Source organism: uncultured Victivallis sp. (assembly GCF_944391105.1).
Lineage (GTDB): Bacteria > Verrucomicrobiota > Lentisphaeria > Victivallales > Victivallaceae > Victivallis.
In genome coordinates, this window is record NZ_CALXSK010000027.1 from 1 (window position 1) to 25349 (window position 25349).

Annotated in this window: 21 protein-coding genes and 1 pseudogene; 6 read left to right on the plus strand and 16 right to left on the minus strand. The window is 56.8% G+C overall.

Features of this window, described 5'->3' with window-relative positions:
* Positions 1-58: 58 nt before the first annotated feature.
* Entirely contained in the window at positions 59-433 is a 375-nt protein-coding gene (locus tag Q0K10_RS09390; RefSeq protein ID WP_294506265.1) for a hypothetical protein, read from the minus strand.
* Positions 434-557: 124 nt separating this feature from the next.
* Between Q0K10_RS09390 and Q0K10_RS09395 the strand changes: the two genes are divergently transcribed.
* Positions 558-992: a substrate-binding domain-containing protein gene (locus Q0K10_RS09395; protein WP_294506267.1), complete on the plus strand. Its 435-nt coding sequence runs from the start codon at positions 558-560 to the stop codon at positions 990-992.
* Here the strand turns inward: Q0K10_RS09395 and Q0K10_RS15615 are convergent.
* From Q0K10_RS15615 to ruvB, 5 genes are read right to left on the minus strand one after another with little or no spacing between them, the layout of a single operon-like run.
* Positions 962-1564, minus strand: a complete 603-nt coding sequence (locus tag Q0K10_RS15615; protein WP_366942990.1) for a sugar O-acetyltransferase — start codon at positions 1562-1564, stop codon at positions 962-964. The genes Q0K10_RS09395 and Q0K10_RS15615 overlap by 31 nt on opposite strands.
* 29 nt (positions 1565-1593) lie before the next feature.
* Positions 1594-3684: a helicase C-terminal domain-containing protein gene (locus tag Q0K10_RS09410; protein ID WP_294506268.1), complete on the minus strand. Its 2091-nt coding sequence runs from the start codon at positions 3682-3684 to the stop codon at positions 1594-1596.
* Between the two features lie 5 nt (positions 3685-3689).
* Positions 3690-4955, minus strand: coding sequence for a helix-turn-helix domain-containing protein (locus tag Q0K10_RS09415; protein ID WP_294506269.1), 1266 nt, complete (start codon positions 4953-4955; stop codon positions 3690-3692).
* Positions 4956-4965: 10 nt separating this feature from the next.
* The gene (locus Q0K10_RS09420) at positions 4966-5679 is read right to left on the minus strand and encodes a hypothetical protein (protein WP_294506271.1); all 714 of its coding nucleotides are present in this window, start codon (positions 5677-5679) and stop codon (positions 4966-4968) included.
* Between the two features lie 42 nt (positions 5680-5721).
* The gene (gene ruvB / locus Q0K10_RS09425; RefSeq protein ID WP_294506273.1) at positions 5722-6747 is read right to left on the minus strand and encodes a Holliday junction branch migration DNA helicase RuvB; all 1026 of its coding nucleotides are present in this window, start codon (positions 6745-6747) and stop codon (positions 5722-5724) included.
* A gap of 144 nt (positions 6748-6891) precedes the next feature.
* Here ruvB and tkt point away from each other — a divergent pair, with 144 nt between their 5' ends.
* The 3 genes from tkt (at position 6892) to pgi (ending at position 12157) form a co-directional block, all read left to right on the plus strand.
* A complete protein-coding gene (gene tkt / locus Q0K10_RS09430; protein WP_294506284.1) occupies positions 6892-8970 on the plus strand; it encodes a transketolase in 2079 nt (692 codons plus the stop codon).
* Positions 8971-9237: 267 nt separating this feature from the next.
* Positions 9238-10554, plus strand: coding sequence for a hypothetical protein (locus Q0K10_RS09435; RefSeq protein ID WP_294506286.1), 1317 nt, complete (start codon positions 9238-9240; stop codon positions 10552-10554).
* 31 nt (positions 10555-10585) lie between these two features.
* Positions 10586-12157: a hypothetical protein gene (gene pgi, locus Q0K10_RS09440; protein WP_294506288.1), complete on the plus strand. Its 1572-nt coding sequence runs from the start codon at positions 10586-10588 to the stop codon at positions 12155-12157.
* A gap of 55 nt (positions 12158-12212) precedes the next feature.
* Here the strand turns inward: pgi and Q0K10_RS09445 are convergent, their stop codons facing one another.
* On the minus strand, positions 12213-12794 hold the full coding sequence (locus Q0K10_RS09445; protein ID WP_294506289.1) for a DNA-3-methyladenine glycosylase I: 582 nt from the start codon (positions 12792-12794) through the stop codon (positions 12213-12215).
* Positions 12795-12962: 168 nt separating this feature from the next.
* Between Q0K10_RS09445 and Q0K10_RS09450 the strand changes: the two genes are divergently transcribed.
* On the plus strand, positions 12963-15026 hold the full coding sequence (locus tag Q0K10_RS09450) for a family 78 glycoside hydrolase catalytic domain (protein ID WP_294506291.1): 2064 nt from the start codon (positions 12963-12965) through the stop codon (positions 15024-15026).
* On the opposite strand, the gene Q0K10_RS09455 is transcribed toward Q0K10_RS09450, so the two are convergent.
* The 5 genes and pseudogenes from Q0K10_RS09455 to Q0K10_RS09465 all read right to left on the minus strand — a co-directional run bounded on the left by Q0K10_RS09455 (position 15023) and on the right by Q0K10_RS09465 (position 17344).
* Complete coding sequence (locus Q0K10_RS09455) at positions 15023-15529, minus strand: hypothetical protein (protein WP_294506293.1); 507 nt, start codon at positions 15527-15529, stop codon at positions 15023-15025. The two genes, Q0K10_RS09450 and Q0K10_RS09455, sit on opposite strands and share 4 nt — an antisense overlap.
* 53 nt (positions 15530-15582) lie before the next feature.
* On the minus strand, positions 15583-15711 hold the full coding sequence (locus Q0K10_RS09460) for a hypothetical protein (protein WP_294506294.1): 129 nt from the start codon (positions 15709-15711) through the stop codon (positions 15583-15585).
* A 108-nt stretch (positions 15712-15819) separates the two neighbouring features.
* Positions 15820-15936 carry a hypothetical protein gene (locus Q0K10_RS15620; RefSeq protein WP_366942989.1) on the minus strand — a complete coding sequence of 39 codons (117 nt, stop codon included), beginning with the start codon at positions 15934-15936 and terminating at the stop codon, positions 15820-15822.
* Positions 15937-15961: 25 nt separating this feature from the next.
* Positions 15962-16135: pseudogene (locus Q0K10_RS15625) on the minus strand (family 43 glycosylhydrolase); the annotation flags it as partial.
* Between the two features lie 288 nt (positions 16136-16423).
* Positions 16424-17344, minus strand: coding sequence for a helix-turn-helix domain-containing protein (locus Q0K10_RS09465; protein WP_294506297.1), 921 nt, complete (start codon positions 17342-17344; stop codon positions 16424-16426).
* A 132-nt stretch (positions 17345-17476) separates the two neighbouring features.
* On the opposite strand from Q0K10_RS09465, the gene Q0K10_RS09470 reads away from it, so the two are divergent.
* On the plus strand, positions 17477-18814 hold the full coding sequence (locus Q0K10_RS09470) for an endo-1,4-beta-xylanase (RefSeq protein WP_294506299.1): 1338 nt from the start codon (positions 17477-17479) through the stop codon (positions 18812-18814).
* A gap of 318 nt (positions 18815-19132) precedes the next feature.
* Here Q0K10_RS09470 and Q0K10_RS09475 read toward each other — a convergent pair whose 3' ends face one another.
* From Q0K10_RS09475 to Q0K10_RS09490, 4 genes are all read right to left on the minus strand, one after another.
* The gene (locus Q0K10_RS09475; RefSeq protein ID WP_294506301.1) at positions 19133-22225 is read right to left on the minus strand and encodes a hypothetical protein; all 3093 of its coding nucleotides are present in this window, start codon (positions 22223-22225) and stop codon (positions 19133-19135) included.
* 53 nt (positions 22226-22278) lie between these two features.
* The gene (locus tag Q0K10_RS09480; RefSeq protein WP_294506303.1) at positions 22279-23001 is read right to left on the minus strand and encodes a type II secretion system protein; all 723 of its coding nucleotides are present in this window, start codon (positions 22999-23001) and stop codon (positions 22279-22281) included.
* Positions 23002-23020: 19 nt separating this feature from the next.
* The gene (locus Q0K10_RS09485; protein WP_294506305.1) at positions 23021-24025 is read right to left on the minus strand and encodes a LacI family DNA-binding transcriptional regulator; all 1005 of its coding nucleotides are present in this window, start codon (positions 24023-24025) and stop codon (positions 23021-23023) included.
* Positions 24026-24199: 174 nt separating this feature from the next.
* Complete coding sequence (locus tag Q0K10_RS09490; protein ID WP_294506307.1) at positions 24200-25117, minus strand: helix-turn-helix transcriptional regulator; 918 nt, start codon at positions 25115-25117, stop codon at positions 24200-24202.
* Positions 25118-25349 lie beyond the last annotated feature (232 nt).

Below are 25349 nucleotides of genomic sequence, written 5' to 3' on the forward strand. Positions count from 1 at the left end.
GCAATCCCCATACACCGCGTCCCAGTTCAAGAAAGCTGATTACGCGGCAAGCACGTAATCAATCCTGATTCCTTTGAGAAATATGAGTTTTAGGTACTTGCCAACACAAAGAAAAAGAAGTTCCCCCAAAAGTATCTCGGAGCCAGTACTTTTGATATAGTCGTTCGTTAAATGCAAAAAATTTATAAAAGGGACCAGAGAGAATATATTCTTTTGCACTGTCAGCAGTATATTCTCCTAGCTCCAAAATTTGATTGCATAAATACTGATATTTCATTTCGGAGCATTCAGGCTCTGTTTCTTTCAGGTAACGTGTAACACGCCTACTTGCATTCAAATGGTTACGAGCTACAACAAAGAAAAAAGTATCTCGTCCATCACATTTATCCTCTTCATAAGGATTTCCCCAGCGAACCACAATATAAACTTTCATTTTTCACCCATAATTTTAGTTAAATGGAAAGGCATGTAAGCCTTTACCATCCTTATTGATATGAAGTTTTATTTTTCGTGTAGGCTTTCCTTTTGAGGCTCCTATTACAACTCCACAGTCAAAAATGAAACCATCAATTATCGATTGCGAGATCCGCAGCGGAGAAGCCTCCAAGGCCAAGACTCATGACCGGATGGTTGCGTATTTCAAAACGCATGGAGTGGATTTTTCCGCCTGCTTCGCCTCAAGTGATTATTCAGCATTGGGCGTTATGAGTGCCTGCCGGGAATGCGGTCTGGAAGTGCCTGATGACATCAGCATCATTGGATCAGGCAACATCTCCAGCGTATCTCATTCTCAGCCTCCACTTACCTCCATTGCCGATGACCTGCCGGGTATCGCCCGCACTTTTTGCGAAGGACTCGTTGAGCTTTTCAACGGAGGTCATTTCGGCATTCGGACGGTTTCCCCCTACCTGGTTGAGCGCCAGTCTGTCCGTGTTTTGCAGGAAGAGGCGGGAAAAAACCGTCAGAGCAGGTCGACTTTCCGGTCTTTGTAGTAGAATTCCCGGTCACGGTCGCTGATCGGGCGCAGTACGCGGCACGGGTTGCCGACCGCCACGACTCCGGCCGGGATGTCCTTCGTCACGATGCTGCCCGCGCCGATCACGCTGTCGTCGCCGATCGTGATGCCCGGCAGAATGACCGCGCCCGCGCCGATCCAGACGTTGTTCCCGATCCGCACGGGGATGTTGAACTGTGCGACCTTGCGCCGCAGTTCCGGATCCACCGGGTGTCCCGCGGTCGCGATGGTCACGTTCGGCCCGATCATCACGCTGTCGCCGATGTAGATGTCCGTATCGTCCACGAGCGTCAGATTGAAGTTCGCGTAGACGTTGCTGCCCAGATGGGTGTTCCGCCCCCAGTTTGCGTGGAGCGGCGGCTCGATGTAGCAGTTTTCTCCGACTTCCGCGAGCAGAACTTTCAGGAGTTCACGCCGCTTCGGTTGCTCGGTCGGCCGGGTCTGGTTGTAGTCGTAGAGCAGATCAAGACATTTGAGCTGCTCATTGGCGATCTCTTCGTCGGTGCAGAAGTAAAGTCTGCCGTCCTTCATCCGTTCTCTCGTGTCCATCATGAATCCATTCTCCATTTCTGTTGGTTTCAAACGATTTCGCTGTCGTAGGGAATCGACTCCAGAAAGAGTTTTCCGTAATGCTTCGAGATGACCCGCCGGTCGAGCACCACGACGATTCCGCGGTCGTCGCGGCTGCGGATCAGCCGCCCGACCCCCTGCCGGAATTTCAGAACCGCCTCCGGCAGCGTGTAATTTGCAAAAGAGTTGCAACCTGCACGCTCAAGTTTCTCCATGCGCGCGGCGATGAGCGGGTGGCTCGGGACCGCGAACGGCAGCTTCGTCACGATCACGTTCGAGAGCGATTCGCCCGGTACGTCGACTCCCGTCCAGAAGCTGTCCGTGCCGAAGAGCACCGAGTCGATGTCCTCCCGGAACTCGCGCAGCAGCCCTGAACGGGTCATGTTCTCTCCCTGAACCAGCAGCCGCCACCCTTTCGAACGGAAATATTCGCGCAGATCATCCGCCGTCCGCCGCATCGAAGAGTAGCTGGTAAAGAGCACAAATGCTTTTCCCTGCGTGAGTTCGACGAATCGCGGAATCTCTTTTTCCAGAGCGCTCTGATACTCCTCGTCCTTCGGGTCCGGCATGGCGCGCGGAATGTAGACCCTCGCCTGATCCGAACCGAACGGCGAATCGAGCAGCAGCGTCTGCCCGTTGCAGAACCCCGTACGGCTGATATAGTAGTTGAACGAGTTCCGTACCGTCAGCGTCGCACTGCACAGAATAACCGGAAAATCCTGGTTGAAAAGAAGATCCGAAAGCAGTTCCGCAACGTTCAGCGGCGTCGCATGCAGTGTCGTACTGCCGCCTCGCTCGCTCTCGGCATAGTAGACTGCGTCCGGCAGAAGTTTCCGCGTGAACTGGTCGATCCCGTTGATGAATTCCCGACAGCGGGTCAGCTGCGCCTCAACTTCCGTTCGGAAATTCGCATCTTCCTGATCTTCAAGGAACAATGCCAGAAGACGATGCAACTCCTCGAGTTTGGGACTGAGCCGGTTCGGAAAGCGGCCCGGTTCGTGGATCGCCAGAGCCGTCTCGTTCCGGTCGCGCAGAAGATTTTCGTATGGCGTGAAAAATCCGTAGGCTTCGTCGCGGCTCTCCGCTACGATTCCGCGCAGTGTCGGATCGGTTCCTTTGCGCATGAGCAGTCCACGCGCACTCTCCTGGTTGTAAAGCCGGTTCAGCGTCGAAACGATTCCGACGCGGGAGAGATGCAGCCCGAGATGATCGGCCGCGTTGTCCTCAAGTGTGTGTGCCTCGTCGAGCAGCACGACGCCGTAATTCGGCAGCAGCGAACCCGCGGCTCCGGCCGCGAGCCGCATCGCCAGATCCGTGAAGAAGAGCGCGTGGTTCGCCACTACGATGTCGGCCGTCTCCCACGCCTGGCGCGCGCGGTAGTAAAAGCAGTTCCGGTAGAATTCGCACTTCGGCCCGAGGCAGCTCATCCCGTCGCAGCAGGCGAGCGCCCAGGTCTCAGGCTCGATCCGGAAGTCGAGCGAGTCGCGTTCACCGTCGGTTGTTCGCTCCATCCAGCGGCCGAGCCGCTCCACATCGAGTGCGAGCGCGGGCGCGGGCAGCAGCGCATCGCGCTGTTCCCCGGAGAGAAGAGCGAATCTTCTGCGGCATAGATAGTTGTGACGTCCTTTCGCGAGCGCCGCCCGGAAGTCGATCCCGGTCAGTTTCTTCAGCAGCGGAATATCCTTGTCGATGAGCTGCTCCTGAAGATGGATCGTCTCGGTCGAAACGATCGCCGGCAGTCCCGAAAGTCGCGAACGGTAGATCAGCGGCACGAGATAGGCGAAACTTTTGCCGACACCGGTCGGCGCTTCGATGCAGAGATTCTCCCCCTTGCGTAACGCCTCGGCGATCGCTCCGGCCATTTCAAGCTGCTGCGGCCGGAATTCGTAGGGGCGTCCGCCGTGTTCGGCGGCGGCTTTGAGCGGACCTCCCGGCGCGAAGAACGCCTCGCATTCCGGACGGATGTCAAGCTCCTCCGGTTCGGGGTCCGGTTCGTATTCGACGGCGAACTCTTCCGGGTCGAAGTCTGGAACGTTTTCATCCGGAAAAGGTTCCGGATCCTCCCGCGGCGGGAGGTCAAAGTCGATCGGCATAATCATCGTCGCTACCGCTGCTCCAGATAGTCATCGATCATCTCGGGCAGGTTCTGCAGATATTGATCGGAGATGTTGAACCGTTCCGCGATTTCAGCCGTCATACGGGCCGCATGAGCGGCTTCCCCGCTCGCGAGGTCGGCGGCGCTGCGGGACATCTCGATCGCGATTTTCGGAATCCGGCAGAGGAACTTCGCGCGCGGCTTGTGCGGCAGCAGCAGCCGGACATTCTCGGTGTTCTCGAGCGTGAAGGAGATCGAAAGCAGCTCCTCGGCGTATCCGAGCTCCGCGTAGAGCCGCCCGAGGAAGCGATATGCCTCGGCGATCTTGCGCACGAGCAGCGTGAAATCCAGCTCATGCTCCGGCACGGGCAGATAGGCGATGTAGTGGAACATGCCGCTCTTGAACAGCTGCCACATGCGCCTTCCACGCCGGGAGAGTGCCCGCAGCGAGGTGTTCGTGACATACGCCTTCCGGATCTCGTCCGAATCGAGAAACTCCGGCGTCGGAAGCGACGGCAGCGCCGCGTCGACCGCCCGGCGCAACGCGCTTAAACTGAACGCCTCGGAGTGATAGCGCGGTGGAGTCACCGTCAGATTCACGAGCAGCGACGGCACATTCCGCGGCGGGTTCTGCCGCCGTTTGAAGAAGACTGTGGCGTTTGCAAGCGCGGCTTTGAATTCGCTGGCGTTGTCCGTTTCGGTTGCGAGGCGGCTTTCGTAGAGGATGCCGCGCAGCATGCGGCCGAGCTCCTCACGCTGATTCCGGAGCGCTCGCTGGATCAGCATCTGCATCTCGATTGCGCGGTAGGCCGGCCGGCTCGAAGCATCCGGCGTGCGGATGTAGAATACGCCGGTCTGAAGTTCTCCCTCGATTCCGCTTGTGCAGACGTGCGGCAGACTCCGGAACGGGCGCACCACAAAAATCGCATAGCGCTTCCCGTCGACGACGGGCCGCTCGATCGTGAATTCGATCGGCGGCTCGACATAACGGTTCACGAACTGCCCGACCGTGGTCGGATCGAACGAATGCACCTGTTCGCGCGAGAGTCCCGTGTAGAGCGAAGGATGCCCGGAAGAGTCCTCGCCGACGCCGATGACGATGCAGCCGCCTTTCGTATTCGCGAGAGCGAGGCAGTGGCGCACGATCTTCCCTTTCGCCTGGCGGGTCATCTTCGTCCAGCAGAGGGCGGCCTTGTAGTCGAGCACATCGGATTCGACGCCGCGGTGAACCAGTTCGGCGAAATCGTTCGGGAGTTTTCCGGGCAGCTTCTCCATGATGCGGAAACTACTCCGCGTCGTCGAGATAGATGAAGTGCATGCAGTTTTCGCAGCTCGTGACGGCGCCTTTCTGCATGTTGGTCATCGCCTGGCGCGTCACGCGCAGGTGGCAGCTTCCGCAGATCTCGTTTTCAACCTTCACGAGCGGGGGGACTCCATCCTTGCCGGCGAGCAGCCGATTGTAGCGTGCGAGCGTCTCGTTGTCGACGCCGCAGACGTCCGCCGGGCGTTCCGCCTTCAGCTGTGCGATCTCCTTCTTGAGGTCGCCCGCGAAGGCGACGAGTTCGTCGAATTCAGCGCGGATCGCATTGACTGCCGCCTCATTGTTCTGCTTGAGTTTGCGGTACGCCTTTTTCGCCTCTTCAAATTCATCCATGAGTTCGAGAACCCGGCTTTCGAGATCTCCGATCTTCTTTTCGTTGAGCGCGATCGTTCCGAGCATGGCCTGGTATTCTGTGTTCTTTTTGACCATGGAGGACTGCTGCTGAAGTTTCTTGTTTTCGGCGTTGAGTTTCTCGATCTCGGATTCGACGTGCCTGCGGTCGAGTTCGATCTTCTTCGCGGCATTTGCGGCGGCGGCGACTTCGGCCACGGCCGCATCGCGCTTGTCCTTGAGAGTTCCCATCTCCTTCGGGAGCAGCGCGAGACGCGTTTCAAGTTCCCGGATACGCAGATCGACCGTCTGCAGTTTCAAAAGAGCTTCCGCCCATCTTGCCGCCATCGGCTGCCTCCTTTTCTTCGTTTCTTCCGTATCGGTTGTCCGTTAAAACAGTGTTTGCTGATCGCCTCCGCCGCGGAGCGGTGAAAGGCCGAGCTTCTTCCAGGCCTTCGGCGTCGCGACGCGTCCCTTCGGCGTGCGCACGAGGAATCCGCGCTGGATGAGGAACGGTTCGTACACCTCCTCGATCGAATCCTCCTCCTCGCCGACCGAAACCGCGATGTTCTTGAGCCCGACCGGTCCGCCGCGGAAATTTCCGATGATCGTTTCGAGAATCCGGATATCCATTTCATCGAGTCCGTCGTTGTCGATCTGCAACAGCCCGAGCGCATCCGCCGCGACCTTGCCGGTGATGACCGAGTCGGCCCGGATCTGCGCGTAGTCGCGTGCGCGGCGCAGAAGATTGTTCGCAATGCGCGGTGTGCCGCGGCAGCGCCCGGCGATTTCGCGCGCGCCCTCTTCGTCGATCTCGATTCCGAGGATCCCTGCGGAGCGCTTCAGAATTTTCGTCAAACTGTCGGCGTCGTAGTAGTCGAGCCGGATGTTCAGCCCGAAACGCGACCGCAGCGGCGAGGAGATCATCCCCTGGCGGGTCGTTGCGCCGACCAGCGTGAAATGCGGCACCGAGAGCCGCACCGACCGGGCGCCGGCCCCCTGTTCGAGCATGATGTCGATGAAGAAGTCCTCCATCGCACTGTACAGATACTCCTCGACCGTGGTGTTCAGTCGATGGATCTCGTCGATGAAGAGGATGTCGCCGGGTTCGAGCGCGGTCAGGAGTCCCGCGAGGTCGCCGGGTTTTTCGATCGCGGGACCGCTGGAGCTTTTGAGGTTTGTTCCGCGTTCGTTCGCGATGATGTAGGCCAGCGTGGTTTTGCCGAGTCCGGGCGGTCCGCAGAGCAGGATGTGGTCGAGCGCCTCGTTCCGTGCCTTCGCGGCCGCGACGAAAAGTTCGAGCTGGTCCTTGACTTTCTCCTGCCCGGGGAAATCCGCGAATTTCGGCGGGCGCAGCGTGACCTCCTTCGCCGGATCGCGCCGGTTCAGAGTCGATGTGATGAATCGTTCCGTCATAATCTCATAAAATTGTATCGCCGCATGACTTGTTTTCCGGCGGAAGAGGTGTTAAATTTAATATCGTATCGTCATATAGAAAAAATAGCGCAACAACAGGAAAATTTCCAGTTCCGCAAACGAAAAAGAAAGGAATTCCAGCAGATGTACGATCTCAAGAAGGCGCTCCTCGCCGCCAATACCGTCCGGATGCTTTCGGCGGAGGCGATCCAGAAGGCAAAGTCGGGTCACCCCGGCATGCCGCTCGGCTGTGCGGATTACGCGATGACGCTCTGGTACAAGTACATGCGCCACAATCCGAAGAATCCTGCGTGGATCGGACGCGACCGTTTCGTGCTCTCGGCCGGGCACGGCTCGATGCTGGAGTATTCGCTGCTTCACCTCTTCGGGTACGGTCTTTCGATGGAGGAGGTGAAGAACTTCCGCCAGTGGGGGAGCAAAACGCCGGGCCATCCTGAGTTCGGCCACACTGCGGGCGTCGACATCACGACCGGGCCGCTCGGCACCGGATTCGCTTCGGCGGTCGGCATGGCGATCGCAAAGCGCTATTTCGCGGCGAAGACCGGACTCGACCGCGCCGGCCTGGCCGACAATAAGATTTACGTCATTGCGGGCGACGGCTGCATGATGGAGGGCGTCGCAAGCGAAGCCGCCTCGCTCGCCGGGCATCTGAAGCTCGATGAACTCGTCGTTTTCTACGATGCCAACAACATCACGATCGAGGGGCAGACTTCTCTCGCGTTCTCTGAAAACGTCGCGGCGCGGTTCATGGCCTACAACTGGCGGGTCATCACACTTGAGAACGCGAACGACCTCGCGCTCTGCGACGCGGCTCTCGGCGAGGCGCAGAAATCCGACGGCCGTCCGACGCTCATCGTCGGCCACACGCAGATCGGTTACGGCGCGCCGAACAAACAGGGCAAATCCAGCGCTCACGGCGAACCGCTCGGCGTCGACGAGGTCGAAGCCTTGCGGCGCAATCTCGGCATGCCCGAAGGTGAATTCACGGTTCTTCCGGAGGTGAAGGAGTTTCTCGGCAGCCGGGTGGAGGAGCTTGTTGCCGAGGCGGCCGAGTGGGACAAGAAGTTCCAGGCATTCCTCGAAGCCGATCCGGAGCGGGCGAAACGGATCGACGCCTACTTGAACCGCACGGTTCCGGCTGACCTCAAAGAACAGCTTATGGCGGCGGCTCCGGTCGACAAGCCGGTCGCCACCCGCGCCTCGTCCGGCATCGTGCTCCAGAAGGCGGCGGAACTTGTTCCGGCGCTCTTCGGAGGCGCGGCCGACCTCGCGCCCTCGACCAAGACGAACATCAAGGACGGCGGCGATTTCACGGCGGAGAATCCGGCGGGACGCAACCTCCACTTCGGCGTGCGTGAGTTCGCGATGGGGTGCGCCGGAAACGGCATGGCGCTCTACGGAACGGCGATTCCGTACACCTCGACCTTCTTCGTGTTCAGCGACTTCATGAAGCCGGCGATTCGTCTGGCCGCGCTGATGAAGCTGCATGAGATCTATGTCTTCACGCACGACAGCTTCTATGTCGGCGAGGACGGGCCGACGCACGAACCGATCGAGCAGATCGCGATGCTGCGGACGATCCCCGGCTTGACCGTCATCCGTCCTGCCGAGGCGCATGAAGTCGCGCAGGCGTGGGCGGCGGCGCTCGAGGCGGACGGACCGGTTGCACTGCTGCTGACCCGCCAGGATCTCCGTCCCTACGACGCGGAGATGGCGAAGAAGGTGGATGTCTCGAAGGGGGCGTTCGTGCTGGAGGATGACGAGGATTTCGACATCATCCTCGTGGCGACCGGTTCCGAGGTCAATCTTGCGCTTGACTCCGCGAAACTGCTTCGCGCGAAGGGGGTCGGCGTCCGGGTGGTGTCGATGCCGAGCCAGGAACTTTTCCTGAAACAGGATATCGACTATCAGGAGGAGGTTCTTCCGTCGTGGTGCATGTGCTGCGTCTCGATCGAGGCGGGTTCGACGTTCGGCTGGGAGCGGTTCATCGGCCGCGACGGGCTTGCAATCGGACTCGATCACTTCGGCGCCTCCGCCCCGTACAAGGTGCTGGCGGAGAAGTTCGGCTTCACGCCGGAAGGAGTTCTCGACCGGATCGGAGAGCACTTCGTCTGCGCCGAGGAGGACGATGACGATTGTGGCTGCGGCTGCGGTTGCGGCGACGAATGCGGTTGCGGAGATGATTGCGACTGCGGCAAATAAGTGCCGCCCGGAATCCATTCATGACGCAAAAGAGGGGGCGCCAGTGTTCGGAGCTCCCTCTTTTTTGTCGTTTCCGAACTTCGGCCCGCGCGCAGGCGGGAACGGGCGGAGCCCGGATGGGTTCGCGGGATGGCGCCGGGCGTCAGGAGCTTCCGGTCCGCTTTGATGTTCGCGGGGCGTTTTCCTTGTCCGGGGGAATTGACAAAAGCGGGAACGCAATTATATTATAAGGATTGAAACTATCCGTTGCAACAACCGGGGGACGCTGTGGCCGAAACCGTTCAGAATCGTTTGCTCCGGGCCCGCTGGGCGCTGGAGTTTCTGTTTGCCGAACCGGGACGGGATGGAGGCGGCCCGGAATTTGCCGCCGACTCTCTGCCAGGGTTTCTTCATGCCCTTTTCTCTCCCGGGCAGCGGGTTGCTTACGCGAATCTGATTTATCGGAAATTCGGAGATTTTCCGCTGGAGTCACGGCTCGCTTCGCTGCTTTTCGACTTCTTCATCGAGAACCGGATTCTGCCGAAGGAGCTCGAGGCGGGCAGCTGGAGCGACGGTTGCCGTTTCCTGCTTGATGCGGCGCGTGACCTGTGGCGCGGCATTGCGATCGTGGCGCGCGAACTCGCGAAACAGCCGGGAAAGGTGTTCCCGAACGCACGCGACTATTTCGCCGCGCTCCGGGCTCCGGAAGGGGAGGCCGATTCGCAGCGGGCGGCGCTGGCGAAAGCGATTCTCGCGGCGGATCGTTTCCGGCAGTCGCGGATGTTCCGCTACTGGAACGGAAACTTCTACGAAACGAAATTCGACTCGATCAAGCCGCTCGACCGTTTTTTCGGTTTCCCGAGTGTTCGATCGCAGTTTCTCGATCATTTTCACAAGTTTGCCGAGGGGAAGAGCAACCTGCCGCTGCTTGTGAACAGCCTGCCCGGTCACGGCAAGACCAGCATGATTCTCTCCTACGCCTATGCGGAGCCGGAACTGGTCATCATCCTGCCGGATCCGGTGACGCTCGAGTGCGGCTGGAACGAATTGGTTGCGCCGCTGGCGGCGCGGCCGGACCACCGTTTCGTACTTTTCTTCGACGACATCGATCCGCGGGAGACGAACTGGTTTCACTTCCGCACGAACGTCGGCGGGGCGTTTTCGCTGCCGGAGAACGTTATGCCGGTGCTCTCGGCGAACTACGAGTTCCCGGCGAACATCCTCTCGCGCGGGCGGCGGATCTCTTTCCCGCTCTTCGACGAGCTTCGCTGCTGTGAGATGGTGGAGGATTTTCTGGCGACGTTCGGGGTGAAGCACTATCACCGCAATCTGATTTCGCAGATCGCGGCGGACTACACCGAGGAGTTCGGGCAGAAGAAGTTCACGGAGCTTTCGCCGCGCAGCCTGGTCCGCTATCTCTCCATTTACGAGCACGATCGCAACAAGCGGCGCACGATTGTCGAACTCGCCTCCGGGCCGATGGTCACGCGGCCGGATGCACAGCTTTTCTACGAATTCAACATCGAACTGATGCGCTCCCTCTACGGGGAGGAGCATATCAAACGGCTGCTCAAGGAGCGGCTGGACGATCTGGGTCGTGGATGATTTTCCAACCAACCAACATGAGGTTTTGAACATGAACGAATGGATTGAACGCAACATCGAATACACGCTCGTGGACGCCCCGAGCCAATTCTCCATCGACTTCGCCGGGATGAAGTTCCAGAAATCCGATCTGGAAGCGCTCCGGCCGAAATTCGAACGCGCCGCCCGCGAAATGGGCCGCATCGAAGCCGGCGAGATCAAGAACCCCGATGAACACCGCAAAGTGACCCACTTCACGGATCGTAAGAAATATCCCGCCAGCGAACTCTTCGCTTCGGTCGAGGCGTTCGCCGAGGAGGTTCGTTCCGGCAGAATCAAAGGGGAAACCGGCAGAAAATTCGAGGCTGTCGTGGTCAACGGCATCGGCGGTTCGGCGCTCGGTCCGCAGCTCATGCAGTTCGCGATCAACGGCCCCTACTGGAATGAGAAAAGCGACGCGAAACGGAACGGTTATCTGAAGATCTACTTCCTCGACAATACGGATTCGGCCGAGTTCGCCGATCTCGTCGAGGTGATGGATCCGGAAGTGACGCTGCACCTCGTCATCAGCAAGTCCGGCGGCACGCAGGAGACGAAGAACAACATGATCGCGATGGAGGCGCTCTACGCCGCGAAGAAGCTCTCCTTCCCGAAGCACGCCGCGGCGATCACGATGAAGGACAGCGAACTTGACCGCCATGCGCGCGGAAACAACTGGCTCGCGGTCTTCGAGATGGCCGAGTCGATCGGCGGACGCACGAGCGAGACGAGCATCGTCGGGCACGTTCCGGCGGCGCTGACCGGCGTGAAGTTCAGCCGGTTCCTTGAGGGCGCCTGCCGCATGGACGAGTGGACCCGCACCGCTGATCCGGAGAAGAATCCAGCGATGATGCTCGCGGCGATGTGGTATATCGCGGGCAAGGGCAGGGGGGATCGGAACATGGTGATCGTTCCCTACTCCGACCGGCTGATCCTGCTGTCCCGTTACATGCAGCAGCTCGTGATGGAGAGCCTCGGCAAGGAGCTCGATCTCGACGGCAAGGTGGTGCACCAGGGGCTCAACGTCTTCGGCAACAAGGGCGGCACGGATGCGCATGCGTTCATCCAGCAGCTCAACAACGGCCGCGACGACTTCTTCGCGACTTTTATCGAGGTGCTCAAGGACGCTGAAAAACTCCCGATCACCGAGTCGACCGACATGGGGACCTATCTGCACGGCTTCCTCGAAGGGCTTTCGGCCGCCCTGCGCGGGAAGGGGCGGCAGGTCATCACGATCCGCGTCCCGCAGGTGACCGAGTACGAGCTCGGCATGCTGATCGCGCTTTACGAGCGTGCGGTTGCAATCTACGCGGAATTCATCAACATCAACGCGTTCCATCAGCCCGGCGTGCAGAACTACAAGCTCGCGGCGAAGGGGGTGCTCGCTCTGCGCGAAAAACTCCATGCGAAACTCGCCGAGCTCGGCGGCGTGACCGGCAGTGCGGTCGAAATCGCCGAAAAGGCCGGCTGCCCGGATGAAGCGGTCGAGATCGGCGGACTGCTCGACAAGGCCGCGGTGAATTGCCCGAAGGTTTCGCGCGAATTCTGCGCGAAGTCGAACCAGTGGATCTACACCGTCAAGTAATCCGGCGGCAACTTATGCGAAACGCGACGGGGGGGACTCCGCCGCGTTTCTTGTGTTACCGCATTTCCCGGCGGCAGCGGCAGTGGACAAGGTGATCGTTCACAAAGCCGACCGCCTGCAGATGCGCGTAGCAGATCGTCGTCCCGAAGAAGCGGAAGCCTCGTCGCTTCATATCTTTGCTGATCGCATCCGAGAGCGGCGTCGAGGCGGGAACCTCCGCCAGCGATTCCCAGTGATTCACGACCGGTCTGCCGTCCGGCAGGAACCGCTTCAAATAGGCGCAGAATGAACCGAATTCGCGCTGCACTTCGAGAAAGCATCCGGCGTTGGAGATCGCCGCCCGGATCTTTGCGCGGTTGCGGATGATTCCGGGATCCTGAAGCAGCCGGTCGACGTCGTCTTCGGTGAATGCGGCAACCTTTTCCGGATCGAATCCGGCGAACGCTTTCCGATAGTTCTCCCGGCGGCGCAGGATCGTAATCCAGCTCAGTCCCGCCTGGGCGGATTCGAGGGTCAGGAATTCGAACATCGTCCGGTCGTCGGTCACTTCGCGCCCCCACTCCTCATCGTGATACCGTTCGTAAAGCGGGTCGCCGACGCACCAGCCGCACCGATCCGCATCCTCTTTCCACTTCATGATTTCTCCTCCGTTTTCCGGTTCCGGAGGAAAGATAGCCCGGAAAGCGACGGAAGTCAAAGATTCCCCTGTTTTTTCAGGAAAATTCTTTTTGGTGCTGTGGCAATCCTCCCGGAGAACGGGTATAGTAGAACCGCAACAGAAATTCCAATCGAAGAGGGACTCCGCATGAAGAAGGAACCGGAAGTTTTCAAGGGCCGCTGGATCACCACTGCGCAATTCAGCGACCTCGCTCCGCAGAATGTTTTCCATCGCCAGCTCGACCGTTCGTCGCTGCCTGTGATCGAGCCGGAGCTGCAGAACCGGCACATTCTGTTCCGGAAGAAGTTCAAACTCAAAGAGTTCAGCTCCGCCGTAATCCATATCTCCGCCGATGACTATTATAAACTCTATGTGAACGGTGCATTCGTCACGCAGGGGCCGGCGGCGGGGTACTCGTTTCACTACTTCTACAACCGGATCGACCTCTCCCGTTTTCTGCAGCCCGGCGAGAACACGATTGCCGTGCACACCTACTATCAGGGGCTCATCAACCGGGTCTGGGTCAGCGGCGACCGGCAGCACGGGCTGCTGCTCGATCTCATGGTCGACGGGGAGACGGTGCTCGCATCGGATGAAAGTTTCCGCTGCCGCGTGCATTCGGGCTTTTCCGGAGTCGGGACGGTCGGATATGAGACGCAGTTCATGGAGCGCTACGATGCCGCTTCGCCGGAGGTCGGGTTCGAACGGCCGGAGTTCGACGATTCGTCATGGGAATTCGCGAAAACGCGGAAGCACGCCGATTACCAACTCTATCTTCAGCCGTCGCAGCAGCTTGAATTCGAGGAGATCACTCCGGTGGAGGTGAAGAATACCCAGGGCGGGTATCTCGTGGACTTCGGCGGAATGTTCGTCGGGAACCTGACCTTCCGCGCAGCCGGAAAGCGGGGAGACGAGATCGAAATGCGTTTTGCCCAGGAGCTCAATGAGGACGGCTCCGCCCGGTACGAACTGCGTGCCAACTGCCGCTACGTGGAGTATTTCAAACTCTCCGGCGGGAAGGATACGCTCAATCAGTTCGACTACAAGAGCTTCCGCTACGTGGAACTGCTTCCTCCGCCCGGCTGCGAGATCGAATTGGATTCATTCCGGCTCGTGGCGCGGCACTATCCATTCTCGCTGCGGGCCGTCTGCAACCGCAGCGATGAAAAATCGCTCGCGGTCTGGAAACTGTGCGTCGATTCGCTGCACTACGGCGTTCAGGAGGTGATTCAGGACTGCATGGAGCGGGAGAAGGGATACTATCTCGGCGACGGCTGTTACAGTCTGCTCGCGTATTGCCTGCTCACGCGCGATTACACGCTTATGGAGAAGTTTTTCGACGATTTTCTCCGCACCTCGTTCGTGAACCGCGGATTGATGACCTGCGCGGCGTGTTCCTTCATGCAGGAGATCGCCGAATATCCGTTCATCATGCTCACATTGCTGCAGGAATACTGCTGTCTGACCGGAAACCGGGAATATGTGCGCGAACGGTACGCGGCTTTCGCGGACATTCTCGACTTCTACCGCGAGGAGTACGCCGATGCGGACGGATTGTTGAATCATCTCGACAAGTGGTGCGTGGTCGAGTGGCCCGCAAACGTGCGCGACGGCTACGATGTCGATCTGACCGAGGGGCGGCCGTGCGACACCCGTCATAATGTGATCAACGCCTACTACATCGGGGCGATCAAGAGCCTGAACCGGGTCGCGGAGTGGATCGGCGAGAAACCTTACGCCGACCCCGCGCCTCTGGAGGCGGCGTTTGTCAAGGCGTTCTACGATCCGGAGAAACAGCTGTTCCGCGACAGCGATGTTTCGACGCATATCAGCTTGCCGGGCAACGTGTTCGCGGCGTTCTACGAGTTGTTCCCGGACCGGGCGGGCGTCGAGAAAACCATTGCGATGATCCGGGAGAAGCGGCTTTCGCAGAGTCTCTTCTTTGAGACTTTCCCGCTCCTGGCGTTTCTGACCCGGGAGGGGGAGGAGGAACTCGTCCACGAGCTTCTGACCGACGAAAACGCCTGGCTGCGCATCATCAGCGAGGGAGGCACGCGCACTTTCGAGGGGTGGTACAAGGATTTGAAATGGAATACCTCGCTGTTCCACCTGACGCTGACGCTCGGAGCGCTGTTCCTGACCGACTGGGACATCCGCGGAATCCTGCGTTTTTCCGGCAGAGGGGCTGCGCCGGCCCGGGCACTCGCCTAATCGAGGTCGAAGATGGAGAAATCCTTTTTCGTCTCCAGCTTCAGCCGGAGGGTGCATTCGAACATGTAGTACATGTTCTCGGGGATTCTTGCGCCGACAAAAAGCAGTTGTGTCATCTGTCTGCCGCCGGAGGGACGGCAGCGGAGCGACAGCGCGTTCCAGGAGGGGACCTGCCGCCAGGCGTCCCACAGCCTCTGCTTTCCGTTGTGGACTTTGTTTGCTGCGTTGATTTTGACGGAATCCACGTTCCGGAGCTCGATCTGCCAGGTATCTTCCGGCGTCTGGACGAAGGGCAGGCCGGAGCGGTTCCGTATTTTCAGAATCCCCTTGTCCAGATCGACGACTGCGATGGGGAAGCGGGGGAGAAGATCGATCGTCTCGACCGCTCCCCGATAGTAGCGGTACACGAACAGACAGGTCAGGCCATCGGCGACGCAGCCGAAAAGCACTGCTCCCAGCCACCCCTGTTCGCGGTAAAACCAGATGCCGAACAGAATCGACAAGGCCAGAGTTCCCGCGATTCCCCCCGCCAGCCGGATTATTTTTTCCTGCTTTTTCAGCGGGAGCAGATAGTGGCGGTTGTTTCGACGGGATTTTTTACCCAGGTGTAGTAACCGAGTCCATATTTCAGCATCCGGAACTTCCCCGGAGAGACAACATGGTTCAGTTGAATGTTTTCTTTCATGCCGGATTCCTTTGGTTCATTGCTCGTCGTGCGGGGAAATCGACGATTTCGCGGATGATTTTTTCGACAAGTTTTCCGTGTCGCCGGCTCGGATTTCCGGTTGGAAGATCACTCGGTCATTTCGAAGAAATCGAAGTCGGCATAATTGTTGTGACAGAGTCCGTCCACGCATGCGATCCCCGCGAACGTGCCGGTGATTTTCTTCTGTTCGGGGGAATACTCCACACGGCAGCCCGATCAGCTGAAACTGGCTTTCTTCCGTGAGGACATGCGTGTAAAGCTCCCAGTTCTTCAGATCCTTGGAGTGATAGACCGGGATGCCGGGATACCATTCGAATGAGGATACGGCAAGAAAATAATCTCCGTCGCGACGGCAGATGCAGGGATCGGCGTGGAAGCCGGTGAGAGTCGGATTTTGCATCATGAAAACACCCCTGAGCATAAGGTTTTCTGGTTCTCCTCTTTAATATGGCGTAGCCGTCACGTGTTTTCAAATCCGAAAGAATCATTTTACGGTTTCCCGCATCTTGCCGGCAGGTCGCAGCCTGTATGCGGTACGGAATTTTCGAATCGAGATCATGGAAGAGCGCGAAAAGATTTTCGTCAGGCGTGTCCCTCCGCAGCCGCTTTCAATGGCCGGTTTGACGAATCCGGCGATTACATCATCGCCGTCGGCGTTTTGCGGGAATGTTGATTCCCTGTCGGGCGATCTTCAGCGGCGGCTTGTCGGAGAAGAACCTGCTGTTCTCCAGCTTCGGGGAGATCTTCCGAAAAATTTCCGGAATTCCGTGGAGAAGTTCAAGGCGTTTCCGTAGCCGACCAGTCCGGCGATTTCCTTCACGGAAAATGAGTTTTGTTCCAGCAGACGTGCCGCCTGACGCATCCGCAGTCCGATCAGATACTGGTGCGGAGTTTTCCCGAGATGTTGTTTGAACAGGCGGGTCAGCGTGGAAACACTGATTCCGGAAGAATCAGCGAGAGATTTCATCTCCATGGATTTTCCGTAATCCTGTCTGAGTTTTTCCAAAACATTTTGCAGGATGGCGGGCAGGGCCGGTTTCTGAGCCGGACAACTCAGATATTGGAGCAGTTCGAAACAGAGACCCGAAATTTCCCGGCAGACCGGAAGCCGAAATGATTCCGGAAGAAGAACATTCATTCGCTCAAACCACCGTTCCGCGACCGCTGCATCCCCGGCTGAAAAAACCGGGCTTCGAGTTCCTTCCCCCTCCCGCAGAATCGACTCCAGAACCGGTCCGGAAATCAGAAGCGCAGATCGCTCGCAGCTGCGGGGGGTCAACAGTTCATATTTCGTTTCCGGAGCAAGAAAAAAAAGATCTCCGGGTTTGGCCAGGTAACATCGGCCTCCGCTCCGGATGGCTGTTTCTCCGGAATGAATCAGACCGATGTTCAAAAAGGGCGGATACTCTCTGCGGTGATAATCCCCGACCCATGAGCGTGTTCTGCAATACAGCGTACAGCGGAGCAGCATCTTCTCCATCTCCTCCGAAGATTGCCGCCAGCGTAAAATGTCGTGGCGTTCTCTCTGGTAATAACGTGTCCGCCCGCTGCTGTAATAACACTTCGGATTCAGATCTGAAAAAAGCGTCTGAAGGGAATCGAATTTCAACATGATGATTTACCAAATGTCATTCCGCATTTTCAAATATAATATACCGTGATTTCACTTTTTTTCAAATATTTCAGTGATATAGTATTCGGAAGTCACAGGTTTGATTTTTCTGAAACAAGTTGGGAGGAATCTATGTTCGACGAAAAAAAATCACGCGATCTTGCCAGACAACTGCTGCGCAAATTTGAACATCCGAAAGCCGGAACATGGGAACGCGTGGAGCTGGATATCAAGCGCAATCGCATGGGATGGGGAACGATCCTTCTGAAAGATCGCGCCGGAAGGCCGCTGAAAAATTGCGAAATCAGGATCCGCCAGACGGGACACGATTTTAAATTCGGATGCAATGCCTTCAAACTGAAAGACTTTTCCGACAACGAGAAGAATGCGGCATACGAAGAGTTCTTCCGCAGGGTTTTCAATGAGGCGGTTGTCCCGCTTTTCTGGGATTCGACAGAACCGGAGCGGGGGGAATTCCGCTATTCCGCGGACAGTCCTGTGATGGAACGTCGACCGCCCGCAGATCTCGTGATCGACTGGTGCGAGGAGAACCGGATTGCGCCGAAGGGACATTGGATCTTCTGCGACAACTTTGTCCCTTCGTGGCTTCCGAAGGATTCCCGCGAGGTCATGTTCCTGCTGGAAAAACGGATCATGGAACTTGGCCGCCGCTATGGAACAAGAATCCGGAAATGGGATGTGGTCAACGAATCATTCACCTATCATCCGCGAAAATGTCCGACCATCGGCGATGCGACCGTCCCGCCGGATTACGTGTATCAAACCTTTCAAATGGCGGAAAAATATTTTCCCGTCATGGACGAATTCATCTACAACGACGGAACCGATATCTCTTTCCGGTCCTTTGCTCATGACAGTTCGCCCATGTTTCTTCTCGCTGACCGCCTCCTGAGGCGCGGCGCCAAACTGGACGGGCTCGGCCTGCAGTTCCATTTGTACGGGGATGTGGAGAGTGCGGTGAGAATGGAAACCGGAAGTTTCTTTGATCCGGCCCATCTCCTGCAGGTGATGGATCAGCTCGGGCAGTTGAATCTTCCGCTCCACATTTCGGAAATTTCCTTGCCGTGCTACCCGGAGTTTCCCCGGGAGATTGCCCGGGAGATACAGGGGGAACTTCTGAGAAACTTCTACCGGGTCTGGTTCAGCCAGAAAAATTGCCAGTCCATCGTTTACTGGAATCTATGCGACGGAACTGCCTATGGTGATGAAAGCCGATTCAATGCCGGCCTCATCGGCCCGGATTTCACTGAAAAACCCTCTTACCGGATTTTGGATTCGCTCATCAATCACGAATGGCACACGGAAACCACTGTCGCCACGGATGAGAACGGGGAAGCCGTCTGGAACGGTTTTTACGGCGAATACGATCTGAAGTTTCTCGGAACATGCGAGCATGTCTCGCTGACTCCGCGCGGAGAGAATGAGTATCCGTTTGCCCTTTCGGAATAACGCTTTTTCGCAACGACGTTTCGCGGAGAATCCGGTGTGCGGGGGGGGAACCACGAGAGTGGAGCCCCCCGCACAATTCTTTCCCGGGTTGAGCTCTCGGACGTTTTCTGTTTTTTCTCCGCTCTTCTGAGGGGAAAAGAATCAACCGGCAGGCGCGGGAGGCCGATGCAGACAACACCGCGTTGCGGATATTCCATCCCGGTCATCAAACAACAAGGACCGGATATTTTCCCTTCTCCCCGGGGGAATCGGAAAACATCCGGTCCTCTTTGTTCTGATTGAAACGGTTGAAGTTACGCGACGCACCTTCATGAATGATTATTTCAGGATCAGTTGATTGAATTCCGCCGGATTTTTGGAGCTGGCAATGTTTCCGCCCCAGAGCAGATATCCTTCCCGTCCTGTTCCGTTGTTGTTGTTGACCAGAATGGAGAAACTGAATTTCATTCCCGCACGGAAAGAGGCAATGTCAAATTCCTCCTTCGGAATATCGATGATATAGAGCTTCTCTCCCGGGGAAACGTCCTGTAACTTCACCCGGGCTTTTGACATTCCCGCCGGAGGCGAATGACGATAAACCGTGAAGCCGTCCCGGGATTTGGCTGCCGCATACTCCAGATAATCTCCTCCCTCTTTCTGAAAGGCGACTTGCACAGAATCTCCGTTCCAGGTCGCTCCGGCCGGGTAGTCGCAGAAAAACACCTTGTCTCTGACCAGAACCTGAATTTGCAGAAGGTCAGCCGTATAACCGACTTTGAACCGGGCATCAATGTTCTTCGGCGCGGCAAAAGTTCCCACTGTGCGCCAGTCGGCCATGGGAATCCAGTCGGCGCCTTCGGAGTTCCGGTTATTCTGCTCAAGTGGAGCGGCGAAGATTTCACATTGATCCGAGCGCCGGAATGACCAGGCGATCGGCGTTGCATTGCCGCAGCGATCCTCAAGCCGCACCAGCGCAAACCGGTTCAACGGCATTTCCCGCGAAAGGGAAACCGCAAAGGAAAATGGAATCCTGCCGTACGGGGGAACGACGATTTTCCCGTCGGAGAATTTGACCGCCGCCATGTTCTCCGGCAACCGCAGCACCGGATCGATGGTCAGCTCCCGGTTTGACATATTGTTGATCAGAATGGAAATCGGGAACACCGTATCGGGACGGACGGTGAAGCCGTCGCAATTGTATGCTTTGCCCTGAAGCTCGTCGGCCGGTTGAAAGACAATCGGCAAAGCCTTCCGCGGCGTCCCGGAGAAATTTTTCGCGATCCGGTAGAGTTTCAATGCGCGTGTATCGGTGAGCAGATATTGTTGTATATTCTTTTCCCGGATATGGACATATGCCACTCCATCCCGCATCGGAACCTTGCCGTCGACAACCGTCAGCGGCCGGCCGTCAATCCCGGAAACGCCTTCAATTTCAAGACCGGCAGGCAGGGTGACGAAATCCGGTTTTTCCCCGACCAGACCATTGCAGAGCACGGCGACAGCCTTTCCGTCCGCGGCAAATACCCGGCTGCGGAGAACCCCTTCTATTTTCAAATCCCCGATATATTCCCTGTGCGCCAACTGATGTACAAGGTTTGCATAGGCGCCCATGGAGCGCAGAGGGGTATGGTTCGCATCCATGTGACCGAAGTTGTTCTTCCCCTCGTTATAGTAATCAAAGACATAGAGGAAGTGACGCGCGATACCCAACGCTCGAAATTCAACAAAGGAGAAGACAATATCCGCAGCTGAGCGTCGGGCTTCGGCGATCGTGGGGCGTCCCGTCGAATCCTTTTTCCGCCAGGGGGAGCCGCCTTCGGTCATCCACAGCGGAATTCCCAGACGGGAGCTTCCGGAGGAAGCCTCTATTTCCCGGAGTCTGGCGACCTGGCTCTCCCGCATCTGGATCATCCGATCTTCATCTTCGGCATAACTGGAGTAACTGTGAAAACTGATTGCGTCCACATCATCCAGTGTCCCGTTGGCGATGATGAGACGATACAACGCCTCGGAAGGATTTCCGGCAAAGGCGCCTCCGATCACCTGAACGTCGGAACGGGCCCGGGCGAGTCGATAGGAGATCGCCTTGGTGAATGCACTCTGATATTCGCCGGGAAAATCATTGCCGAAGGGACCGTTCGGCTCGTTCCACACCTCCAGTGCTTTAACCGTGTCACTCCAATAGGTCGTGAAAACAAGAAAGCTGTCCGCTGCATCCTGGAGATTCCAGGGATAGAATGAAACTCCCCAGCGACGCGGATTTTTCCAGTCGATGGAAATTTTCGTCTTTTCGCTGCCGTATCGATTCCAGCCGGGGGTGTCGTGAAAGGTGTCGAGCGTTTTAATCCCCACTTCCGCAGCCATTCGGCGGTATGTGTCAAACAGGTAGCCTTTCTTCCCGGGTTTCAGAAAAAATTCCCCTGCACCCGGATTGAGGGCGTGCCAGGAGAGCCGGTCGCGATTCCAGCCGACGCCGATGTATTTCAGAATCTTCAAATAAGAATAGATCTTCCCGGGATCGCTCTTGTCGCCCCAGCTGAAGCCGGAGTCGATGGCGAAATATTCGTCTGGTTCCCCGCTGAACGGCGCCGACACCACCACGCCGGCGGTAATCGCCAGGGCCGGGAATCGAAGATCATAAGTCCCGGTTTTCCGGGGAGGGGGGAGAGAAAGAACATCGTTCTCCCGGTCATAGTCCGCCGTTCCGGATATGACTTCCTTCCCCTCGTAATCGCAATAGACGTAATTCAGATCGGACTTGGAATCGGAGCCGAGTTTTTTGGAAAGGCGCAACGCAATGTTTCCTTTCCATTCCGGCGGAACAAACATATTTTCGATCGTGACAGGCTTGAATCCGATTTGGCGCGGGGCATTTTCCCGGTCAGTCAGATAAATGTCGAAAAACTCCGACGAAAATGTATCTTTCCCCGCACAATCCGCCGTGTGCAGGGCAAAGGAAATTCGAGCAAGTGCGGAACTCATTTTCCCGTCATTCGGACCTCCCCAGTGACTGCCGGGCGAGCCGGTGACGGGAACTCGCAGCTCCTGTATTTCCTCCGGATTCCCGGAAAGACGCAGAAAAAACTGGTGAGCCTGACCGTTGACTTCCCCGAAGCGGACGGCGAGCCTGGTGGCCGGGCTTTTCACCTTGAACCGCAACTCCTGATAAAATTCGCTTTGCGGAACCTTGCGCCCGACCGTGATGTAATTGCCGTTCCTGGCCCGGGAGAAATCTCCCGTCACCTTCAAAACCCCATGATCCACATATTCCATGGAGCCGACCGGCAGTCCGGAACTGGACAAATTCCAGCCGGAGAGGCCCTCGCGTACCGGCACCGGTGTGAGGTCCTCTCCCGCTTTGATTTTGCAGGGAAAACAAATGGTCAAAATGATTGCCGCCGTCAGTCCGGCGTACACGCAGAATGGTTTCATGTTATTTTTCAGTTTTGGTGATGAATGTTTCAGTAAGCATACACATTATTCTTTTAAAGCGGATTCCCGTCGGGATCTGCAATTGCCGTGAATTTGACTGTGCCGCCTTCCAGATCATTCTGACTGCGGGATTCGACGTGGCCGTCCGCCATTGCCTGGTTGCATCTTTCGCTGTGGCTGAGGGAGGCGTGAATTCCGCTGGCGCCGCCGATTGTATTTTCCGGATCATACCAGTATGCGGATCTGCCCTTGTTTGCTCCCGTCGTGGCAACGGTATCGGAAACAACGGGCAGTGCGCTCGGGTTGCGCAACGCCTTGACGGAGAAAACACCTTTGCCTGCTTCCGCCTCACTTTTGGTGCTGAGGGCAATGGCGCCGAAATCGGGCTTGAAATCAAATCCCTGGTCGGTCAGCGGCATGATGATGCCGTACATGCCGAAAAAATTGCTTTTATCGACGAGAAAAGGCTTCTTCTCACTCGGACAGGATGCCACCTTGGATGAGAGGTACTTCAGAGGAACGTAGGAGTTGGAGGTTTTCACATCCCCGAGAATATCCGTCCAGGTCCATATGCTGGTCTTGGCCAGCATCATTCCATTGTAGTCGTCGGAATATTGCTGCTGTGCAAAGATGACCTGCTTGAGATTGCTCAGACAGTTCGACGATTTTGCTCTGTCCCGCGCCTTGTTCAAGGCCGGCAGCAGCATTCCGGCCAGAATGGCGATAATCGCAATAACGACAAGAAGTTCAATTAACGTGAAATTTGCCCTTTTCATACTGTTTTCTCCTGCATGATTATTTTTTTTCCGGCAGAATCAACTCCGGAGTGATGCGAACCTCCTGATAACTGGCGCCGGGATTGGCCAGCCGCCATTTCAAGCCGTCTACCGCACGCGAAGCAATTTCGGCAATGTGCAGGTCAACAACCGGAAGCGGCGGGAACAAATCCTTGATCAGAAACGTATTGTCACAGGAAATCACCTCCAGCTCCCCGGGGACTCTTTTCAGGCCGGCAAAGTTCAGTAAATGACAGACCTTATACGCAACCTGGTCGCAAAATGCGAAAATTCCGGCGTGATTTCCGAATCGTTTCAACGCTTCAACCAGCGATTCGAAGAACACCTGGGGATCTTTGTCGTCATTGCCGTAGGAGAGTTCCACGAGTTCCACCCCTGCATCGCGCATCCGGTGGCGGAACCCTTCCAGTCTGGGGTGACTCTCCGCATGATAGGCCATGCGATGCTCCCAGATCAGCAGCATCTGTTTGAAACCCTGGTCGATGAGATAATTCGCCGCCAGTTTCCCGGCCAGCATTTCATTCGGCTTGTAGCTGTCCCATGGTCCCAGATCGATCTCCTCGTGCATGATGGTTACCTGGGGAATTCCATCCAGAATCGAGGCGAACCATGGCCGGAAGCAATAGTGGTAGATCACTCCGGTGAATCCTTCCGCCAGCACGGGATTGTCATAAAGATCCTCGCAGGCACAGACTTCGAAAGTCATTTTGAGTTCGGAAAGGCGCTTCATGACGCTGTTCATGATCTGCTGAGCCACCGGGTCTCCGGCATTGGCGGCCTCGTGCAGCACCATGATTTTTCCGCTGTTGTCTCCACCTCCCCGGCGTTTCCTGTAGCTGCGGGCCTTGAAATCCATTTTCTCCGCAATTCTCTGAACCTGTTCGCGCAATTCCTGCGAGATCAGGGGCGAGTTCCGTAATGCCAGCGAAACCGACTGGGTTGTAATTCCGAGCATTTGCGCGATGTCGGCCATGCTCCGGGGTCCTTTTTCTGTCTTCGTCATACTGCATTCCGCCTGTCAAGTTGTATTTCCTTATATAATTATAGCAAATTTAAAACAAAATGTCAAGAGGCTTTTTTAAAATATATTCATTTATTTTACTTTATTTTATAATTTAATTTTAAAATAAGGGGCGTGTGTGCGGGGAGGGGGCGGATTTTGCAGAAATGGCGATTCCTACTGCGTCGGCTTCTCGCCTCCGGGCTGATTCGATTGACCGGCCTGTTTCAGCAGACGGAAATGTCCCGGGGATATGCCGTATTGCTTCTTGAATGCGGCAATGAAGAAAGTGGAACTCAAATATCCGCACTGCGTGGTGATTTCCTCAATGGAATATTGCTTCTCCGCCAGCAGTTTGCCGGCGTATTCCAGCCGCAGCCGCCGCAGATAGGAGATAAAGCTTTCGCCGCAGTGCTCCTGGAAAAGCATGGAAAGATAACCGGGACTCAAGTTCAACGCGGCGGCCACATGCGCCCGGTTGATCGGAGACGTGAAGTTGTCGTGGACGTAGGCGTGAGCCAGAAGCCAGGTGTAATCCTTCTTGGTGACATGTTTGGAGCTGTCGTTTTCGACCTCCTCGAGCACCTGCCGGAGCAGGGCGTCCATCAGAGGGATCTCGATTCCGTGCGACGAAGGATGTTCCGCGCAATGGTTCAAAAGATTGCAGAGCTGTTTGGCGGTATTTCCCGCCGGAGATGCGGTATGATAAAAGTACGGCGTGCAGATGTCCCGCTGGATGGTCGGTTCTTCAAGATTGATGTAAGTTACCCGGAGATGGGTTTTGGAGAAGACGATCGAAGACATTTCGTGTGGCGAATCCCACAGCGGCAGCTTCGCCGTCATCGGAGGGGAATAGTGCATGCTTCCGGGTTCCAGATAAGCGTCCATGATTTTTCCGCTGGCCGGGTAACGCATGTGCTTTTTCCCGGAGAGGACGATGTCGATGCGCGCAAATTCGGATTGCGACGCCTGATTCAGAATCGGTGCCGTTCGGGAAAACACAACTTCCCTTACTCCGAAGTGCACAATATGGCGCAACAGGGAAACAAACGATGTTTGCGACAGTGGAACGATCGACTCTTTCCAGCAACTCATACTGCCCTCCCGCATTTCAACGCGTGCTGCACAAACCGCTCCCCCGACATGACACCCCCCGGAGGAAAACCGGAACATCGACTCCGATTGACGCCAAGTCGGGAATCTGCGCATGATTCCAATAGAAGAGACGGCTGAAAATCTCCGCCGGATTCTCCTGTATTCGTATTATACCTCCATTTTTTCAAAAATACAGCGGAGGAAAAAAATTTTTTTTGCAAAAGGAGATGAA

Bases quoted from the DNA above. Each gene is read 5' to 3' on its own strand.
- Q0K10_RS09465 (WP_294506297.1), bottom strand. From the start codon at position 17,344: ATGTTGAAATTCGATTCCCTTCAGACGCTTTTTTCAGATCTGAATCCG.
- Q0K10_RS09395 (WP_294506267.1), top strand. From the start codon at position 558: ATGAAACCATCAATTATCGATTGCGAGATCCGCAGCGGAGAAGCCTCC.
- Q0K10_RS09480 (WP_294506303.1), bottom strand. From the start codon at position 23,001: ATGAAAAGGGCAAATTTCACGTTAATTGAACTTCTTGTCGTTATTGCG.
- Q0K10_RS09485 (WP_294506305.1), bottom strand. From the start codon at position 24,025: ATGACGAAGACAGAAAAAGGACCCCGGAGCATGGCCGACATCGCGCAA.
- Q0K10_RS09460 (WP_294506294.1), bottom strand. From the start codon at position 15,711: ATGAAAGAAAACATTCAACTGAACCATGTTGTCTCTCCGGGGAAGTTC.
- Q0K10_RS09470 (WP_294506299.1), top strand. From the start codon at position 17,477: ATGTTCGACGAAAAAAAATCACGCGATCTTGCCAGACAACTGCTGCGC.
- Q0K10_RS09475 (WP_294506301.1), bottom strand. From the start codon at position 22,225: ATGAAACCATTCTGCGTGTACGCCGGACTGACGGCGGCAATCATTTTG.
- Q0K10_RS09415 (WP_294506269.1), bottom strand. From the start codon at position 4,955: ATGGAGAAGCTGCCCGGAAAACTCCCGAACGATTTCGCCGAACTGGTT.
- Q0K10_RS09490 (WP_294506307.1), bottom strand. From the start codon at position 25,117: ATGAGTTGCTGGAAAGAGTCGATCGTTCCACTGTCGCAAACATCGTTT.
- Q0K10_RS09410 (WP_294506268.1), bottom strand. From the start codon at position 3,684: ATGATTATGCCGATCGACTTTGACCTCCCGCCGCGGGAGGATCCGGAA.
- Q0K10_RS15615 (WP_366942990.1), bottom strand. From the start codon at position 1,564: ATGGACACGAGAGAACGGATGAAGGACGGCAGACTTTACTTCTGCACC.
- Q0K10_RS09450 (WP_294506291.1), top strand. From the start codon at position 12,963: ATGAAGAAGGAACCGGAAGTTTTCAAGGGCCGCTGGATCACCACTGCG.
- tkt (WP_294506284.1), top strand. From the start codon at position 6,892: ATGTACGATCTCAAGAAGGCGCTCCTCGCCGCCAATACCGTCCGGATG.
- Q0K10_RS09445 (WP_294506289.1), bottom strand. From the start codon at position 12,794: ATGAAGTGGAAAGAGGATGCGGATCGGTGCGGCTGGTGCGTCGGCGAC.
- Q0K10_RS09420 (WP_294506271.1), bottom strand. From the start codon at position 5,679: ATGGCGGCAAGATGGGCGGAAGCTCTTTTGAAACTGCAGACGGTCGAT.
- pgi (WP_294506288.1), top strand. From the start codon at position 10,586: ATGAACGAATGGATTGAACGCAACATCGAATACACGCTCGTGGACGCC.
- ruvB (WP_294506273.1), bottom strand. From the start codon at position 6,747: ATGACGGAACGATTCATCACATCGACTCTGAACCGGCGCGATCCGGCG.
- Q0K10_RS09390 (WP_294506265.1), bottom strand. From the start codon at position 433: ATGAAAGTTTATATTGTGGTTCGCTGGGGAAATCCTTATGAAGAGGAT.